Below are 18,436 nucleotides of genomic sequence, written 5' to 3' on the forward strand. Positions count from 1 at the left end.
TCACCGAAAAGCCGGTTCCGATGTCCCGCATGCGATGAGAACGGATTGCATAACGGGACGTCGGTTCAATGGTCGCCACGCCTAAAGGACGCGCGGCTCGTTCACCGCGTGACATGAATTTCCACGCCATCTCGTTATTCATTTCATCTGGCGACCGACACGGTCCGGACACACTCTTTCAACACGCCGGAAACATGATCACCAAGTGCGATTGATTAGCGACTCAGCGCGAGATCACAGCCATTGGTGCTCTTTGTCACTCCCTAAAAAATAAATTGTTCACCCGGTGTACATCAGATGGCATTTTTGTCACGGTTGTTTGTGGGTTCAAGAGAAATGGAGAGGCTACGGAAGGAGGTCGCCTCCGCCCGTCCACCGCCGACGGGGCCGCGGTCGTCGATGCGCCTCGTCCCGCACCCGCGACCAACGTGACCGGAAGCGGAGCCTCACACGCCCTGCGCCAGGCGCGGGCCCTGACCGCCCACTATCCCGGCAAGCATCTTTGATCACCCCACCCGCTCGGCGAGCCGTCGGCGGATGAACAGGTGGAGGGACCGTGCCCGCATCCCGCGGCAGGATGTTCACCCGACCAAGAGGAAGAGGCAGGGTCCTGACGACCCTGCTGGTCACCCTGTCACTGCTGCTCCAGGTGGGTTTCCAGCCCACCGCGAAGGCCGCGACCACGGTGTCGATGGAATTCGACCTCCCCCAGGGGGCCGAGCGTACCGAGATCTACGAGTGGGTCGACACAATAAACGACCGCGACGGCCTGCTCAGCGACGCCATCAAAGAGGAATGGCTGAACAACAGGGGGTCCTTGCCGGTTACGGTACTGGGCGACTGGGTCGACTTCGACGGAACCATCGCGGTGAGGGGTTCCAAACTCGCGTTCACGCTGGAGAGTGACATCGCGCTCAGCGAGGTGTCCCCGTGGGGGGCCCTCGGCATCGCCATCGCCGGTGTGGCGGTTTACTTCTCCATCCTCATTACCTGCACGTTGTTCTTCCTTCCCGAATCGGGTCCGCTGGCGCCTCTCGCCAGCGCGGCATGCTCAGGGATGGCGACGTTCCTTTCGGTTTTCGCCAGAGGGGCGCTCACGATCGCCTTCGAGGACAACCCCGATCCGGACGCCTGGTGGAACCTCCTCATCACCTCTTTCGTCCTCGGCGCGGCCGCGGCTGTATGGGAGGGCTACTTCGCGCCCGCCCTCAACACCTCCGGAGCGCAGTGGTTCTCGAACATGGCGCGAAATGTGCGGGATGCCGGCAGGAACATAAAGTCCTGGTGGTGGGCGGGCAACCTCGGCCTGGCCATGGAAAACGTGGGCGGAACCATTCAACACAACGTCCCGCGTTACATGGATGCGATCGAGCGCGCCGCCCTGCGGCGCGGCGCGCCCCCCGGGCTCCTGCGGGTGATGCCCCTCGGTGACTCCATCACCCACGGCGTCGGCGGGACCCCCGGCGGCGTCGGTTATCGAGGCCGACTGTGGGACCTGTTGCAGGACGACGCGAACGCAATCGACTTCGTCGGCTCCGTGGACTCCGGGCACGGCAACATCCCCGACACCGACCACGAAGGTCATCCCAGCTGGCGGATCAGCCGACTCGACAGCCTCGCGTCCGAGTGCGTAATCAGCCGCTACCGGCCCAACGTCGTCGTGTTGCACATCGGGACCAACGACCTGGCGAACGACGAGGAGCCCGAAACGGCCCACATCCGCCTCAGCAGGCTGGTCGACAGGATCACGGACATCGCGCCGCTCACCACGGTCATCGTCTCCAGCCTCGTGCCGGCGAAGGACGAGTGGGACAACACGCTGATCGCGAGGTACAACGTCAGGCTGCCGACCATCGTCAACAACCTCCGCGCCGAGGGCAAACGCGTCCGTCTGGTCAACAACGGAGCTCTCGGGGTCACCACGGCCGACCTGACCGACTCGCTGCACCCCAACAACGACGGCTACCGCAAGATGGCCAACGCCTACCACAACGCGATCAAGGCCGCGATGAACGAGGGCCTGATCATGCCCGCGCTCCCCGGCGACAACCGGCCGTGCACCCCGGCACCGGCCAACCCGCCGCCACCGCCCCCCACTGGCCCCGCTCCCGCAGGCTGGAACTACGTCGGCAAGATCGCCTCGGTTCCCGACGCGAGCCGTGCGCAGGTCCGCTTCGCCGACCTGAACGGCGACGGCCGCGACGACTACCTCCTGGTCGGCGAGCAGGGCCAGGTCAAGGCCTGGCTCAACAACCGCGCCGGTCAGGGCGGCGGCTGGAACTACATCGGCGAGATCGCCACCGGAGCGGCCCCCCGCCAGCAGGTGCGATTCGCGGACGTGAACGGCGACGGCCGCGACGACTACCTCTCGGTCGGCGACCGGGGCCAGGTCTCGATGTGGCGCAACGCCGGCACCGGAAACGCCGTCAGCTGGGTGGCTCAGGGCGTGGTCGCCACGGATGTCGGCGCGACGCGTGACCAGGTGCGGTTCGCCGACGTCGACGTCGACGGCCGCGACGACTACCTGGTGGTCGACGACCAGGGCCGGGTGCGCGCCTGGCTGAACCAGTTCACCGGCGGCGGCGTGGCGTGGTCGTACCAGGGCGAGATCGCCTCGGGCGTCGGCGCCACCCGTGACCAGGTACGATTCCACGACTTCGACGGTGACGGCCGCGACGACTACCTGGTGTTCGACGACACGGGCTATACCAAGGCCTGGCTGAACAACGTCGGCGGTAACCGGCCGTGGATCTACCAAGGCGCCGTCGTCGGTGGCGTGGGCGCCTCCCGTGATGATGTGGTCATAGCGGACATCGACGGGAACGGCCGCGACGACTACCTGACCGTCAACGCCGCAGGCGAGGTCGCGGCCTGGCTGAACGAACGCTGGGGCCGTGCCGACCCGTGGGACTACCAGGGCCAGATCGCCTCCACCGACGCGCCCCGCCAGGAGGTCAGGTTCGCCGACCTGAACGGCGACGGCCGCGACGACTACCTTCTGGTGAAGGACAACGGCAGGGTGGAGGCCTGGCTGAACGTCCGGGAGGCCGATCGCGTCGGCTGGAACTTCCGCGGCGTGGTCGCGTCCGGATCGGGTCCGCGCGACCACATCCGCTTCGCCGACCTGAACGGCGACAACCGCGACGACTACCTCGTGGTCGGCGACCAGGGCCAGGTCGACGCCTGGTTCAACAGCGGCACCGGTGATGCCGTCGCCTGGACGAGCAAGGGCCGGCTCGCCTCGGGCTCCGCCCCCCGCGACCAGATCAGGTTCGCCGACCTCGACGGCGACAACCGCGACGACTACCTCGTGGTCGACGACCAGGGCAGGGTCCGGATCTGGCGCAACACCGGCACCCGCGATGCCGTCTCCTGGGTCAGTCAGGGCGAGGCCGCCTCCGGCGTCGGCGCGACCGGTCCCACGGTGACCTTCGCCGACGTCAACGGCGACCGCCGTGACGACTACCTGGTCCTCGGCGACCACGGCCAGATCCGCGCGTGGATCAACAACCGGGGCGGATCCGGGTCGACCTGGCTGTCGGCCGGCGAGGTCGCCTCCGGCGTCGGCGTGACCCGCGCGAACATCGGCCTGGCCGAGATCAACGGTGACCGCCGGGCCGACTACCTCGTCCACGACAGCCGGGGCGGAGTGAAGGCCTGGTTCAACAACGGCGCCGGCACGACCGGCACGACCAGCCCCATGCCGAACGACCCCCAACCACCGCCGCCGGGGGGCCTGCCGCTCTGCGTGGCCAACCGATGCTGATGATCTGAGACGCCCTGATCGATCAGGGCGGAACCGGAACTCGCATCACGGGCTTCGTCGGAAACCGTTCCGGCGAAGCCCTGCGACTGCCGGCCGTAACGCACGGCCGGCAGTCGCGATGGCCAGTGCGGAGGGGCCCTGACCGCTGGAGGAGGAAGCGGGACCTTCGCCCGGTCGCGCGGCGAGGGCGACTCCCCCTACGCGACGTACTGGGCCCCTATGTGATCAGAGGGTTACGGGTCTACCCCTCGGTACGCATCGGTCCAGTCGAGGCGAGGATTTGCAGCGACCGTGATCGTGCGCATCTCATGCGCGAAGATCTCGGAAAACGCCGGCTCACGCTGACACATGACATGTTGCATCACCGCAGGTCAGAGCCTAGATCGTCTCGCTGACCAGCAGCGCCACGCACTCCACGTGATGCGTCATCGGGAAGGCGTCGAAGGCCCGCAGGTCGGCGAGGCGGTAGCCTCGCTCGGCGAACCAGGCCAGGTCGCGGGCGAGGGTGGCCGGGTCGCAGGAGACGTACACGATCCGGGTCGCCTGGAGGGTGGTCACGTTCTCGACGACGTCGCGGCCCAGGCCCGCCCTGGGCGGGTCGACGACGACCAGGTCCGCGCGCTCGATGCCGAAGCGGTCGAGGGCGTTCTCCACGCGTCCCCTGGCGAAACGGGCCTGGGGCAGGTCGCGGAGGTTGCGTTCCGCGTCGCGGACCGCCACGGACTCGGACTCGACGCCGAACACGGCTCCCTCGGGACCGACCGCCTCGGCCAGCCCCGCGGCGAACAGGCCGACGCCGCAGTAGAGGTCGAGGGCCCACTCGCCGGGGCGCGGGGCGGCGAACTCCATGACGGCGTCGAGGAGGGTGGCCGCGGCACCGGGGTGCACCTGCCAGAAACCGCTGCCGGTGACCTGGAAGTCTCGGCCGGCGACCCGCTCGACGAGATGATTGCGGCCGTGGACGACGCGGCTGCGGCCCTTGCCCTCGTCGACGAAGACGGCCACGCTCGTGTCGAGGTCGGGGATCGCCACCGTGCGCCTGGGCTTGGGGGCGACCACGACCGCCTGGTCACCGGCGCTGGAGGCGATGACCTCCACCGATGAGGCGTTGCGCCAGTTCATCACCTCGGCGCCGACGTTCTCCACCTCGGGGTGGGCGATCAGGCAGGCGTCCACCGGCTCGATGTCGTGGGAGCGGTGGCGGCGCAGGCCCAGGCTCCCGTCCCGCTCGACGGCGAACTGGACGCGGGTGCGCCAGCCGAGCCCGTCGGGGGCTCCGGGGACCTCCTCGACGATGCCCTTCCAGTCGATCGAGGCCAGCCGCTTGAGCTGCTCGGCCACCACATCGGCCTTCAGCCGGCGCTGGGCGTCGAGGGAGGCGTGCTGCCAGTCGCAGCCGCCACAGCGGCCGGGGCCCGCGAACGGGCACGGCGGGGTCACCCTGTCGGTGGAGGGCTCCAGGATCTCGACCGCGTCGGCCCGCAGGAACCGGGAGGTCTCCTCGGTGATCTCGGCGACGACGCGCTCGCCGGGCAGCGCGTGCCGCACGAAGACGACCCGGCCGTCATGGCGGGCGACGCACCAGCCACCGTGCGCAACCGGTCCAACCGTCAGTTCGATCGCCATGGCCGTCGCCCCCAAGAGTAAATCGTCGTCGGTCGAGCCTCCTCGCGTCAGGAGCACCTACGAAAGGTTATGCCTTGACGTCCTCGTCTCGCGCCGCCTCCTGGGGTGGACGGCGTACGGCGCCCGGCGCGAGGGGCTCGGGGCGGCCCTTGAGCCGGTCGGAGGAGTGCAGCTGCCAGGGCACGCTGATCACCATCACGCCTGGCTGGAACAGCAGGCGGCCCTTCAGGCGCAGCGCGCTCTGGTTGTGCAGGAGGTGCTCCCACCAGTGGCCGACGACGTATTCGGGAATGTAGACGCTCACCACGTCCCGGGGGGAACGGCGGCGCAGCGACTTGACGTACTCCAGGATCGGCCTGGTGATCTCGCGGTAGGGCGAGTCGAGCATTTTCAGCGGCACCGGGATGCCGCGCCGCTCCCACTCCTCCTGCAGCGCCCTGGCCTCCGGCCCCTCCACGCCCACGGTGATCGCCTCCAGCGTGGAGGGACGGGTGGCGCGGGCGTAGGCGAGAGCACGCAGGGTCGGCTTGTGGATCTTGGAGACCAGGACGATGACGTGGTTGCGCGCGGGCAGCATCGTCTCGTCCACCTGGGAGTCCTCGGCGACGGCGAGTTCGGCCGCCACGTTCTCGTAGTGGCGGTGGATGCCCTTCATCATCAGGAAGAGCACCGGCATGGCCACGCAGACGATCCAGGCCCCGTGGGTGAACTTGGTGACCAGCACCACCACCAGCACCAGGCCGGTCATGACGCCGCCGAAGAAGTTGATCGTCCGCGAGCGGTGCATCTGGTGGCGGACCCTGGGGTCGGTCTCGGTTCTCAGATGCCTGCTCCAGTGCCTGACCATGCCGATCTGGCTCAGCGTGAACGACACGAAGACGCCCACGATGTAGAGGTTGAGCAGGCGGCTGACGTCGGCGTCGAAGCCCCACAGCAGCAGGCAGGCCCCGGCGGCGAGGATCACGATGCCGTTGGAGAAGGCGAGCCGGTCGCCCCTGGTGTGCAGCTGGCGGGGCAGGTAACGGTCCTGGGCCAGGATCGAGCCGAGCACCGGAAAACCGTTGAAGGCGGTGTTGGCGGCGAGGAACAGGATCAGCGCGGTGACGGCGGCTATGAAGAAGAAGGGGAGCGAGCCGTTCCCGAAGACCGCGTCCGCCACCTGGGCGATGATCGGCTGCTGGTAGTAGCCGGGCCCGGCGGGCCGGCCGTCGATGAGGATGTCGCGGTAGGCGACGGCGGGGTCCGCGACCTTGACGCCCGAGGCGAGCGCGAGGGTGATGATGCCGACGAACATCGTCACCGAGATCAGGCCCATCATCAGCAGGGTGCTCGCGGCGTTCTTGCTCTTGGGCTTGCGGAAGGCGGGCACGCCGTTACTGATCGCCTCGACGCCGGTGAGCGCGGCACAGCCGGAGGAGAACGCGCGCAGGATCAGGAAGGCGGCCGCGAAGGAGGTGAGGTTCGTCTGCTCGGCGATGATCTCGTACCCGGAGGTGGGCGCGTGCAGCTCGTCACCGAGGATCAGCACCCGGAATCCGCCCCACGCGATCAGGCCGAGGACCGCGAACATGAAGGTGTAGGTGGGGATCGCGAAGGCCGCGCCCGACTCGCGGATACCGCGCAGGTTGACCACGGTCAGCAGCACGACGATGACGATCGCGACCAGCGTCTTGTGCTCGGCGACGTACGGGATGGTGGCGCCCACGTAGTCGACGCCGTTGGCGACCGAGACCGCGACGGTGAGCACGTAGTCGACCATCAGGGCGCTGGCGACGGTGAGACCGGCGTTCGGGCCGAGGTTGACGGTGGCGACCTCGTAGTCGCCACCCCCGCTGGGGTAGGCGTACACGTTCTGCCGGTACGACGCCACGACGGTGAGCATCACCACGACGACGGCGACGGCCACCCAGGGGCTGAAGTGGTAGAAGGAGAGTCCCGCGAGGGAGAGGATGACCAGGATCTCCTGCGGGGCGTACGCGACGGAGGAGAGGGCGTCACTCGCGAAAACGGGTAGCGCGATGCGCTTGGGGAGCAGTTGCTCGTGTAGCTGCGTGCTGCGCAGCGCCCGCCCGATGAAAAGGCGTTTGACAAGGTCCGTCACCTTCGACACGTCTGCAGATGCTAGCCGTTATTACTCGGCCCCACTCACGCGGCACTCCCGGGGCGGTCCATACTGGCTGAATACATCGGGAACAAGATCCGCCTCACAGCGACCGGCGGGGGAGCATGCATATCGTGATCATGGGGTGTGGGCGGGTCGGTTCGACCCTGGCGCACATTCTTGAGGACAGCGGCCACTCGGTCGCGATCATCGACCAAGACCCGCAGGCGTTCCGCCGCCTGCGGGCGGGGTTCAGGGGTCGCCGGGTGACCGGGGTCGGCTTCGACAGGGACGTCCTGGAGGAGGCGGGCATCGAGGCCGCGGCAGCCTACGTGGCGGTGAGCAGCGGAGACAACTCCAACATCATCTCCGCCAGGGTCGCCCGCGAGACGTTCGGCGTGGACAACGTCGTGGCCAGGATCTACGACTCCCGGCGCGCCGAGGTCTACCAGCGGCTGGGCATCCCCACCGTGGCCACGGTCCGCTGGACCGCCGACCAGATCCTGCGCCGTGTCCTGCCCGAGGGCGCCGAGCCGCTCTGGCGCGACCCCAGCGGGCGCGTGGTGCTGGCGGAGGTGGCCTACCACCCCGGCTGGATCGGCACCCTCACGAGGGAGCTGGAGGCGGCGGCGGGCACCCGCCTGGCGTTCGTCAACCGGATCGGCGACACCCTGCTGCCCAGGAACGACTCGGTGGTGCAGGAGGGCGACATACTGCACGTCATGGCGGTCGAGGCCGACATGGACCGCATCAACAAGGTGTTGTCCGGAGCGCCGGAGAAGGAGCACTGATGCGCGTCACCATCGCCGGCGCGGGGGCGGTCGGCCGGTCGATCGCCGCCGAGCTCCTGGAGAACGGCCACGAGGTCCTGCTCGTCGACATCGACCCCAAGGCCATCAAGATCGATACCGTGCCGCGGGCGGAGTGGCTGCTCGCCGACGCCTGCGAGATCTCCTCGCTGGACGAGGCGGGCCTCGCCGACTGCCACGTGGTCATCGCCGCCAGCGGTGACGACAAGGTCAACCTGGTGGTTTCCCTGCTCGCCAAGACGGAGTACGGCGTGCCTCGCGTGGTCGCCAGGATCAACCACCCCAAGAACGAGTGGCTGTTCAACGAGTCGTGGGGCGTCGACGTGGCCGTCTCGACCCCGCGCCTGCTGAGCGCGCTGGTCGAGGAGGCGGTGAGCGTCGGCGACCTGGTGCGGCTGATGACCTTCCGCCAGGGCCAGGCCAACCTGGTCGAGCTCACCCTGCCCGAGGACGCGCCGGTCGTCGGCCAGCGCGCCGGCTCGGTTCCGTGGCCCAACGACACCGCCCTGGTCGCGATCCTGCGCGAGGGCCGGGTGCTGGTGCCCACCGCCGACGACCCGCTGGAGGCCGGCGACGAGCTGATGTTCGTGGCCAGCCAGGAGGTCGAGGAGGAGCTGGCCGAACTCCTGTCCCCGCACCGCACGCCCCGCTGAACCCGCGCTCCCGCGCACCGGGCGAGCCGGTCCTCCCGCACCGCACGCCGGGGGATCGGCGCCGGGAAGCCGTGTGTGACCTCCTGAGGGCCGGACGGGTCGCCGCCCGGCGGACCGAGAAGCTCTTCGCGAAGGCGAAGGCGAAGGCCGGCGCGGCGGTCAGGAGGCCGCGGGCCGCACCGGGGTCCTGCCGCGGGCGAGGAGCCACACCATGGCCGCGAGCGCCGCGACCTGGAGCGGCCAGCCCATCGCGATCTTGAGGATGCCCAGCTGGGCGACCGCGTCGTCCCTGCCGATCAGATAGACGGGGAGCTGCACCGCCACCCGGATCACGCATGGGATCATCAGCAGCCAGGTGAGCCTGATGCACAACTTCACCACGGCCGGATCCGCGCGCCACGCGGTCGGGTCGCCGGTGACGGATCCGATGAGAAAGCCCACGACCGGCCACCGGGTGATGATCGACAGCAGCATGACCACGGAGTATCCGGCGTTGTAGAGGATGCCCGGCAGGAAGACGTCCTCCGCCTGGCCGGTACGGGAGGCGAAGAAGGCGCCGATGCCGATGCCGATCAAGCTGTTGATCACGAACTGCGGCGTCGAGCGTTGCACCAGCCGCACCACGAGCAGCAGCACCGCGGCCGAGATGCTCACGGTCAGGGACGGCCTCAGCTCCGAGGTGATGATCCACATGACGGTGAAGGCGATGGTGGGCACGGCGGCCTCGATCACGCCTCGCACTCCGCCGAAGGCCTTGGCAAGCTGGCTGCGGATCGCGGCCTCGACCGTGTCGTGCGCGGCGGTCTCACCGGTGGTGGTCATCTTCTCGCTCACCGTCTTGGAATCGTCAATCACTCACGCACCGCCCGCTGGGCGCAGCTCGTATCTCGGATTGAACATGACTTTGCGGCCATCCTGCACGCTGACGAGCCCTTCCGCCAGCACCAGGCGCCCCGGCTCGATACCGGCGATCTTCCTACGGCCCAGCCATATCAGGTCAATCACATCGGAACCATCGTAAAGCTCGGCCTCCAGTGCCGGAGCGCCTCCGCGAGGACGCAGCGTCACCGTCCGCAGGGTGCCGGTGACGCAGGAGCGGCGGCGCATACCGCAGGAGACGATGGGCGTGGCACCGTGACGATCGAGGTCCTGCTGGAGCTCGTCGGCCTCCAGTTCGTCCTGACCGGCGGTCAACCGACGGAAGAATCCCCGCAGACCGCCCTGTTTGTGCGGCTCCTGAGAACCCACGGACCTCTCCTTCACACCCGAGTCGAACCAGCGTACGCGATCCGGCCCGTCAGCGAATCTCGGCGATCTCCGGCCCCCGCTCGAACGGCTTGAGATCGGGCACCTCTCCCCCGGCGGCCTGCTGCTCCGCGGCCTGCTTGGCCTCGGGCGGCAGCCGGAGCTCGATCGCCTCCTTGGGAGCCATGGGCTCGTCGCCGCGTACCACGACCATGTCCCTGACGACACCCTCCAGCGTCTCGGCGGCCCCGGCGTCGTCGGCGGCCTTACCGCTGATCACCGCGCGCAGGAACCAGCGCGGCCCGTCCACCCCGATGTAGCGGACCGGCTGCTCGCCGCCCTCCGCGGGGATCCTCGCGGCCAGCTCGACACCGAACGGCCCCTCCCGCTCCTCGGCGGTGCCTCCCGCACCCTTGACCCCCTCGGCCAGCTCGGCCCTGACCTCGTCCCAGATCCCGCTGCGCTTGGGCGCCGCGAAGGCGTGCACCTGCAGGGCACTCCCCTCGAACAGCACCACGGCACCGACGATCTGGTCGCCGGCCAGGTTGAGCTGCACCTCGAAACCGGCGTCCACCGGCAGGCGCATGCCTCCGAGATCGACCCGTTCGCGCTCGGGGTGGGGCTCGTCCGCGTCCCACGGCCCCGACTCCCGCGACGGTACCCGCTCGACCTCTTCCACCGCGGCCTTGGCGGCCGGGGACTTCTCACGACGGCTGCGTCCGAACACTTCTCTCACGCTCCTTGAAGATTCACTCGTCACCCGCCGGGCACGGCGGCGGTCGCTCTCCGGGGCCGGGAGGATGCCCCGCCCTCGGATCGCCGGCCGTTCCGTCCACCTCGCCGGGATCACTTCCTGTCAGTGGCCGGTGGACCCGAACCCGCCGGCGCCTCGCACCGAACCCGGCAGCCGGTCCACCTCGTGGAACGCCGCCTTCTCCACCTTCTGGATCACCAGCTGCGCGACCCGGTCTCCCCTGCGCAGCCGTACGACGCTCTTGGTGTCGGTGTTGATCAGTGTCACCTTGATCTCCCCCCGGTATCCCGCGTCGACGGTGCCGGGCGCGTTGACGAGCGTCACCCCATACCTGGAGGCCAGGCCCGAACGCGGGTGGACGAACGCGGCGTACCCGTCTGGCAGGGCGATCGCCAGCCCGGTGCCGACCACGGCTCGCTCTCCGGGGAGGAGCTCGACGTCCTCTGCGGCGTGCAGGTCGGCGCCCGCGTCGCCCGGATGGGCGTACGAAGGCGGCGGCAGGTCGGGATCGAGCCGGTGGATCAACACCTCGACGGTGTGGGTCACGGGTTCACCTCGTACTCGTGGTGCTCGTCGGCGATCTTCTGAATGTCACCGTGCTTGGCGAAATGCTCCATGCCCACCTCGACGAAGAGGGCCGCGGCCCGCACGGCGACCGGACCGTCCGGGGAACCGATCCGGCCCTCAGCCTCAAGGTACGCCTTCCTGCCGGACATGCCGTTGCACCAGGCGCGCAAATGCAGGGCGGTGCCCACCGGAACCGGCGCGAGATAGTCGGTCTCCAGCCGGGCGGTGACGTAGGGGCGCTGGAAGAGCCACACGGACATACCGATGACCTCGTCCATCGCCGCGGCGAGCACGCCGCCGTGCGCCAGGCCCGGCGCGCCCTGGTGGGTCTCCTCCACGGTGAACTCGGCGACCACCGTGATCCCGTCTGGGGTGAGAGCGGTCAGGCGCAGGCCGTTCGGGTGGTCGGCACCGCAGCCGAAGCAGCGGCTGTAGTGGGAACCGAGCGGGGTGCCGGGAGCGGGGGCGCCGGGGTTCGGCGCCGGGCGGGTCGCGTCCGGCGGGGGGGTGGTCAGGGCGGAACGGGTCACGGGGCAGAACGTTACCGCCTGGGCTGCGGTGATTCCTCATTCGCCGGCTTTCCCTCCGCACCGGCCCGCGGCCCGCCGGAACCGCTGCCCGGCCTCTCGGGACCCTCGGGACCACCGGGACCACCGGGACTCTCGGGACCGCCGGAGCCCTCGGGACCGCCGGGACCGTGAGGTTCCCCGGGATCGGGACGTGGCGGGGCAGGTGGCAGGGCGGGCCGGGAACCACCCCCGAGGAGCTCCGGCAGCGCGCGGTAGATCACCGCGGCCACCGGCACCGCCACGGCGGCCCCGGCGATGCCCGCCAGGATGCCGCCCACCGCGAGCACCAGAATGATCGCCAGCGGGTGGAAGTGCAGCACCCTGCCGACGATCAGCGGCTGGAGCACGTGGTTCTCCAGCTGCTGCTCCACGACCAGGATGCCGAGGAAGATCAGAGCGTAGATCGGGCCCTTGGCGCCGAGGGTGACCAGGGTGGCCACCGCACCGGCGAAGAAGATTCCGACGATGGGGATGAAGCTGGCCAGGAAGATCAGCACCGCGAGCGGCGCCCAGAGCGGCACGCCCATCCCCGCGAGCACGATGCCCATGATCACACCGTGCACGGCGGCCACCGCGACCGTACCCTGCACGTAGTGCGAGAGCGTCACCCAGGCGGCCCGGCCGGCCCTGTCGACGCGGGGCGCGACGTCACCGAAGCCCTTCAGGAACCATGACCAGATCTGGTCGCCGTCCTTGAGCAGGAAGAACGTCACGAACAGCAGCAGCACGATGGAGGCGAGCACCTCCAGTGCCACCGTGGCGCCGGTGAGGACCGTCTGGGTGATCTGGTTGCGCTGGGTGGTGATCTGCCGCCCGATCTCGTCGACCCAGCTGGAGATCTGGGTCGGCTGCAGGTGCAGGGGGCCGGTGTAGAGCCAGTTCTCGACGCTCTTGACCGTCACGCGCAACTGGTCGAGGAGACCGGGGAACTCGTCGTTGGCACGCACCCCGATGATCCATCCGGTGCCGCCGAGCACGGCGAGCGCGATGATCATCGTGAGCCAGGTGGCGTAGATGGGCCGCATGCCCATCGCGCCGAACCTCCGGGTGAGCGGGAACAGCAGCGCGGTCAGCAGGAGCGCGACGGCCACCGGCAGCGCCACGATGCGCAGCGTCGCGATGAACTGCGCGAAGTAGAGGACCGCCCAGCCGATGATGATCAGGCAGAGGCTCCACATCGCGATGCGCAGCAGCGTGCGAGGCACCAGGTTGGTGAGGCGTTCCCGGTCGGAGATCACATGTTCAAGACTGTCACGCCGGGAGGGTGAATGCGCGGGGGTTATCGCAGGAACACGAAACGCGATGGTTCGTCCGTGCGCCGAGTGCCGGCGCCCGTCCCGCGCCGACCCGGCGGGCATGCGGGTGCCCAGCCCGCCGGGGTGGGCACCCGTCCTGCCTGGTCGGTGACACACCCCGGCGGGATCGGCCTCCGCCCGTGACCGGGAGCCGACGCCCCTGGTCACGGGCCGATGCTCACCGATCCCGAGCCGACGCCCCCCGGTCACCACTCACCGGATGAGCGCTCACCGGCAGGGGTCAGCGCTCATCCGGCGGGCGCGAGATCACCCTGTCTTCGAGGTAGCAGCTGCAGTTGCCACATCCTGGCGGCATGCCTGTCCTCCTCTCACCTGTCCTGCCTCGACCGTACGGCAGGACGCCCCGACGGGAAGGACAGATTCGCGTGCGCGCCCGGAGCGCGGATCCCGCCCGGGACCCCTCGGCCGGGCGAGGAGCCTGACCTCACCGGGAGGCGTGCCTCCGCACCTCGGGCCCACTGTCAGGTGAGAGCGACCTCCACGAGCAGATCCCCCTCGCCCTCATGGAGCACGAACTCGTCGATGACGCCCGCGCCGCACAGGTCGTCCTGCGCCTGGCGCACGAGGGCGGCCCGCGCACCGGTGACGGTCAGCCGGGAGACCTCCGCGCGCATGGAGAGGCGCGCGTCGGACTTGGCCTTGCGGACCCGGCCGAGGACCGCGGCCACCACGGGCAGCAACTCGGGGTCGCCTCCGCGCTCACCCGCCTCGGGCCAGGCGGCCCGGTGCACCGAACCCTCACGCCACCAGGACCAGACCTCCTCGGTGACGAAGGGCAGGAAGGGGGCGAACAACCGGAGCATGACGTCGAGCGCCTCGCGCAGCGCCGCGTGCGCCGAACGCGCCGCTGTGTTCTCGCCGTTCCCGCCGTTTCCTTCGCCTCCGGTCCCGGTGTTCGCGTCGTCGTAGGCCCTCGCCTTGACCAGCTCCAGGTAGTCGTCGCAGAACTCCCAGAAGAACCGCTCGGTCCGCTCCAGCGCGCGGGTGTAGTCGTAGCCCTCGAACGCCTCGGTGGCCTCGTGGACCACCTCCGACAGCCGGGCCAGCATCGACAGGTCGATCGGCTCGGTGACCTCCCCGCCCTCCTCGCCCAGGCCGAGGACGAACCTGGAGGCGTTCAGGATCTTGATGGCCAGGCGGCGGCCGACCTTGATCTGACCGGTGTCGAACGCCGTGTCGGTGCCGGGGCGGCCGCTCGCCGCCCAGTAGCGGACCGCGTCGGAGCCGTACTGCTCCAGCAGGCCCAGCGGGGTGACCACGTTGCCCCGGGACTTGGACATCTTCTTGCGGTCGGGATCGAGGATCCACCCGGAGATCGCGACATCGCTCCAGGGCAGGGTGCCCTGCTCCAGGTGCGCGCGGACCATGGTGGAGAACAGCCAGGTCCGGATGATCTCGTGGGCCTGCGGGCGCAGGTTCATCGGGAAGACCCGCTCGAACAGGTCCTGGTCGCGCTCCCAGCCCCCGGCGATCTGCGGCGTCAGCGAGGAGGTGGCCCAGGTGTCCATCACGTCCTGGTCTCCGATGAAACCACCTGCCTTGCCGCGCTGGTCCTCGGTGTAGCCGGGCGGAACGTCGCTGGACGGGTCGATCGGCAGCGCGGACTCCGGCGGCATGATCGGCGCGGAGCGGTCCGGCTCGCCCTCGTCGTCCAACGGGTACCAGACCGGGATGGGCACGCCGAAGAACCTCTGCCGGGAGATCAGCCAGTCGCCCGCCAGGCCCTGCACCCAGCTGTCGTAGCGGACCCGCATGTGCGGCGGGTGCCAGGACAGCTCCGCGCCGCGTGCCAGGAGCGCGTCGCGCAGGGCGAGGTCGCGCCCTCCGTTGCGGATGTACCACTGGCGGGTGGTGACGATCTCCAGCGGCCGGTCGCCCTTCTCGTAGAACTTCACCGCGCGCCTGGTGGGCCGCGGCTCGCCCTCCATGTCACCCGAGGCGCGCAGCAGCTCCACGATCCGCTCACGGGCGCCGTGCACGGTCCTGCCCGCCAGCTCCGCGTACGGCTCCTCCGGCACGCCCTCGGGCGCGTCCGGCAGCAGCCTGCCGTCCCAGCCGATGACGGCGCGGGTGGGCAGGTCGAGCTCGCGCCACCAGACGACGTCGGTGACGTCGCCGAAGGTGCAGATCATCGCGATGCCCGAACCCTTGTCCGGCTCGGCCAGGTGGTGGGCGAGCACCGGCACCTCGACGCCGAACAGCGGTGTCCTGACCGTGGTGCCGAACAGGGGCCGGTAACGCTCGTCGTCCGGGTGGGCGACGAGCGCGACGCACGCGGGAAGCAGCTCGGGGCGGGTCGTCTCGATCCAGACCCGGTCGCCGAACCCCCTGGCCCGCTGCTCCTCCGACAGGCCGAAGCCCAGCCGGTGGAAGGCGCCGGGCCACTCCCGGTCCTCCAGCTCGGCCTGGGCGACGGCGGTGCGGAAGGTGACGTCCCACAGCGTGGGCGCCTGCGCCACGTACGCCTCACCCCTGGCGAGGTTGCGCAGGAAGGCGCGCTGGGAGGCGGCCCGCGCGGCGTCGCCGATGGTGGCGTACGTCAGCGACCAGTCCACCGAGAGGCCCAGGCGGCGCCAGAGCTCCTCGAAGACCTTCTCGTCCTCGACGGTGAGCCGCTCGCACAGCTCGATGAAGTTTCCGCGGGAGATCGGGATCTGCCGTTTGGGATCGGGTCTGGCCGGGGGCTCGAACGAGGGGTCGTAGACGATGGAGGGGTCGCAGCGCACGCCGAAGTGGTTCTGCACCCGGCGCTCGGTGGGCAGGCCGTTGTCGTCCCAGCCCATGGGGTAGAAGATTTCGCGCCCGCGCATGCGCTGGAAGCGGGCGACGGTGTCGGTGTGGGTGTAGGAGAAGACGTGGCCGACGTGGAGGGAACCGGAGACGGTCGGCGGCGGGGTGTCGATCGAGTAGATCTCCTCGCGCGTGCGCGACCTGTCGAAACGGTAGGTCCCCTCGGTCTCCCAACGGCCCGACCATACGATTTCCAGGCCGTCGAGAGTCGGTTTCTCGGGCATGGTCGCAGGGCGCGGGCGCTGATGTGTCATGCCTCCCTATGGTATGGCTTCACGCGATACGACGCTCGGGGAGACTAGTGTTCTTGGGGCGAGCCACGAAACGGGAGGACCCTATGGCCGACAAGAGCGAGAAGCAGGACATGGCGTGGAGGGCGATCGGCGGCCTCCTGGGCCTCGCCACCGCGTGGGGGGCGAAGAAGGTCATCGGGTTCGCCTGGGAGAAGACCACCGGTAAGAAGCCTCCCGTCGACAACGAGTCCCTGGAGATCAGCCTCGGTGAGGCGATCGGCTACGCCGTGGTGATGGGGGTGGGCATGCAGGTGACGCAGATCGTGGTCGCCCGCACCGCCAAGAAGCGCTACAACGCCTGGAAGGCCATGAAGGACGCGGCCAAGGACGTCACCACCTGACGGCGAGACCGTGCCCCGCCGGTGACCCCGGCCGGGGTCACCGGCGTTGCCCCGGTGTTTCAGGACCCGTCGCCCCCGGCCGTCGTCAAGGACCCGCCGCGCCGCTCGCCCTGCCCGAGGGCGGCGAGGTCGCCGTCAGGAGGACTCAGAGACTTCGGAGGGTTCCGGTGAGTCCTGGGAGCCGGATGATTCCAGTGAGGTGAGAAACTCCTTGGCCCAGCGGTCCACGTCGTAGGTGGCCACCCTGCGGCGCAGCGATCGCATCCTGCGCGACAGATCGTGCGGGGTGGCCCGCATCGCGGTCAGCATCGTCCGCTTGAGACCGTCGACGTCGTAGGGGTTGACCATGAACGCCTGGCGCAGCTCGTCGGCCGCCCCGGCGAACTCGCTGAGCACCAGCGCGCCGCGCAGGTCGTTGCGGCAGGCGATGTACTCCTTGGCGACCAGGTTCATCCCGTCGCGCAGCGGCGTCACCATCATCACGTCCGCCGCGAGATAGAGCGCGGCGAGCTCGTCCCTGCCGTACGACTGGTGCATGTACTGCACGGGTTGCTGGCCGAGTTCTCCCTGCTCACCGTTGATCCGGCCGACCTGGAGTTCGATCGAGTCGCGCAGCCGTACGTACTCCTCGACCCGTTCCCTGCTCGGCGTGGCGATCTGTACGAACGCCGCCTCGCCCGGCTTGATCGCCCCCTCGGAGAGCAGCTCGCCGAACGCCTTCAGGCGCTGGCCGATGCCCTTGGTGTAGTCGAGCCTGTCCACGCCGAGCAGCAGGCACTCGGGATCACCCAGCTCCGCGCGGATCTCCCGCGCCCTGGAGATGATGTGCGGCTCCCTGACCAGGGAGTCGAGCTCGCCGAAGTCGACGGAGATGGGGAACGCCCCGGCGCGCACCACCCGGTCCCCCACGTAGATCTCGTGCTTGTGGTGCTGGAGGCCGAGCAGGCGGCGGCAGAGCCGGATGAAGTTGGACGCGCCGCCGGGACGCTGGAACCCCACCATGTCCGCGCCGAGCAGCCCTTCGACGATCTCGCGCCGCCACGGCATCTGGGAGAACAGCTCGACCGGCGGGAAGGGGATGTGCAGGAAGAAGCCGATACGCAGGTCCGGGCGGAGCTTGCGCAGCATGGCCGGGACCAGCTGGAGCTGGTAGTCCTGGATCCACACGACGGCGTTCTCCGCGGCCTCCTGCGCGGCGGCCTCGGCGAAGCGCTCGTTGACGGTGCGGTAGGCGTCCCAGGTGACCCGGGAGTAGACGGGCGTGGCGACCACGTCGTGGTAGAGCGGCCAGAGGGTGGCGTTGGAGAAGCCCTCGTAGTAGAGCTCGACCTCGGACCTGGACAGCGGGACGGGGACGAGCTGCATCCCGTCGTGCTCGAAGGGTTCGAGGGTCTCGTCGGGAGCGCCGTGCCAGCCGACCCAGGCCCCCTCCCTGCGCTGCAGGACGGGGGCGATCGCGGTGACGAGGCCGCCGGGGCTACGCCTCCACATGTCCTCCCCGACGCGGTCGACGGGCAGGCGGTTGGCGACGATCACGAATGCGCTGCGGCCCAGCACAAATTCCTCCAGGTAGTCGGGGGCTTACTGAACTAACTACCCGTTTGCG

14 protein-coding genes are annotated in these 18,436 nt (G+C 69.5%); 4 read left to right on the forward strand and 10 right to left on the reverse strand.

Going from position 1 to position 18,436, the window contains the following annotated elements:
- Nucleotides 1–556 precede the first annotated feature (556 nt).
- Entirely contained in the window at nt 557–3,766 is a 3,210-nt protein-coding gene (locus tag ACFY3D_RS10145; RefSeq protein ID WP_389977269.1) for an FG-GAP-like repeat-containing protein, read from the forward strand.
- A 378-nt stretch (nt 3,767–4,144) separates the two neighbouring features.
- On the opposite strand, the gene ACFY3D_RS10150 is transcribed toward ACFY3D_RS10145, so the two are convergent.
- On the reverse strand, nt 4,145–5,392 hold the full coding sequence (locus ACFY3D_RS10150; RefSeq protein WP_389977272.1) for a class I SAM-dependent RNA methyltransferase: 1,248 nt from the start codon (nt 5,390–5,392) through the stop codon (nt 4,145–4,147).
- Between the two features lie 67 nt (nt 5,393–5,459).
- The gene (locus tag ACFY3D_RS10155) at nt 5,460–7,502 is read right to left on the reverse strand and encodes an APC family permease (RefSeq protein WP_389977275.1); all 2,043 of its coding nucleotides are present in this window, start codon (nt 7,500–7,502) and stop codon (nt 5,460–5,462) included.
- Nucleotides 7,503–7,618: 116 nt separating this feature from the next.
- Between ACFY3D_RS10155 and ACFY3D_RS10160 the strand changes: the two genes are divergently transcribed.
- Together ACFY3D_RS10160 and ACFY3D_RS10165 are read left to right on the forward strand one after the other, a co-directional pair.
- On the forward strand, nt 7,619–8,284 hold the full coding sequence (locus ACFY3D_RS10160; protein ID WP_389977278.1) for a potassium channel family protein: 666 nt from the start codon (nt 7,619–7,621) through the stop codon (nt 8,282–8,284).
- Nucleotides 8,284–8,955 (forward strand): TrkA family potassium uptake protein, encoded by a 672-nt coding sequence (locus ACFY3D_RS10165; protein WP_350946653.1) that lies wholly within the window; start codon nt 8,284–8,286, stop codon nt 8,953–8,955. The genes ACFY3D_RS10160 and ACFY3D_RS10165 overlap by 1 nt, the downstream gene beginning before the upstream one ends.
- Nucleotides 8,956–9,114: 159 nt before the next feature.
- Here the strand turns inward: ACFY3D_RS10165 and ACFY3D_RS10170 are convergent, their stop codons facing one another.
- The 7 genes from ACFY3D_RS10170 to valS all read right to left on the reverse strand — a co-directional run bounded on the left by ACFY3D_RS10170 (nt 9,115) and on the right by valS (nt 16,450).
- Nucleotides 9,115–9,777 carry a DUF3159 domain-containing protein gene (locus ACFY3D_RS10170; protein ID WP_389977552.1) on the reverse strand — a complete coding sequence of 221 codons (663 nt, stop codon included), beginning with the start codon at nt 9,775–9,777 and terminating at the stop codon, nt 9,115–9,117.
- 33 nt (nt 9,778–9,810) lie between these two features.
- Complete coding sequence (locus ACFY3D_RS10175; protein ID WP_350946652.1) at nt 9,811–10,203, reverse strand: OB-fold nucleic acid binding domain-containing protein; 393 nt, start codon at nt 10,201–10,203, stop codon at nt 9,811–9,813.
- A 49-nt stretch (nt 10,204–10,252) separates the two neighbouring features.
- Nucleotides 10,253–10,936 (reverse strand): DUF3710 domain-containing protein, encoded by a 684-nt coding sequence (locus ACFY3D_RS10180; protein ID WP_389977281.1) that lies wholly within the window; start codon nt 10,934–10,936, stop codon nt 10,253–10,255.
- Between the two features lie 120 nt (nt 10,937–11,056).
- Complete coding sequence (dut, locus tag ACFY3D_RS10185; protein WP_350946650.1) at nt 11,057–11,500, reverse strand: dUTP diphosphatase; 444 nt, start codon at nt 11,498–11,500, stop codon at nt 11,057–11,059.
- Nucleotides 11,497–12,051, reverse strand: a complete 555-nt coding sequence (locus ACFY3D_RS10190; protein ID WP_389977284.1) for a PaaI family thioesterase — start codon at nt 12,049–12,051, stop codon at nt 11,497–11,499. Before ACFY3D_RS10190 ends, dut begins: the two co-directional genes overlap by 4 nt.
- Nucleotides 12,052–12,062: 11 nt before the next feature.
- Entirely contained in the window at nt 12,063–13,328 is a 1,266-nt protein-coding gene (locus tag ACFY3D_RS10195) for an AI-2E family transporter (protein ID WP_389977287.1), read from the reverse strand.
- 539 nt (nt 13,329–13,867) lie between these two features.
- The gene (valS, locus tag ACFY3D_RS10200) at nt 13,868–16,450 is read right to left on the reverse strand and encodes a valine--tRNA ligase (RefSeq protein WP_389977290.1); all 2,583 of its coding nucleotides are present in this window, start codon (nt 16,448–16,450) and stop codon (nt 13,868–13,870) included.
- 83 nt (nt 16,451–16,533) lie between these two features.
- Here valS and ACFY3D_RS10205 point away from each other — a divergent pair, with 83 nt between their 5' ends.
- Nucleotides 16,534–16,830 carry a DUF4235 domain-containing protein gene (locus tag ACFY3D_RS10205; RefSeq protein ID WP_362508873.1) on the forward strand — a complete coding sequence of 99 codons (297 nt, stop codon included), beginning with the start codon at nt 16,534–16,536 and terminating at the stop codon, nt 16,828–16,830.
- A 135-nt stretch (nt 16,831–16,965) separates the two neighbouring features.
- Here the strand turns inward: ACFY3D_RS10205 and ACFY3D_RS10210 are convergent, their stop codons facing one another.
- Nucleotides 16,966–18,387, reverse strand: coding sequence for a trehalose-6-phosphate synthase (locus ACFY3D_RS10210; protein ID WP_389977294.1), 1,422 nt, complete (start codon nt 18,385–18,387; stop codon nt 16,966–16,968).
- Nucleotides 18,388–18,436: the final 49 nt, after the last annotated feature.

It is taken from the genome of Streptosporangium sp. NPDC000509 (genome assembly GCF_042898365.1).
In the GTDB taxonomy this organism is placed as follows: Bacteria; Actinomycetota; Actinomycetes; order Streptosporangiales; family Streptosporangiaceae; genus Streptosporangium.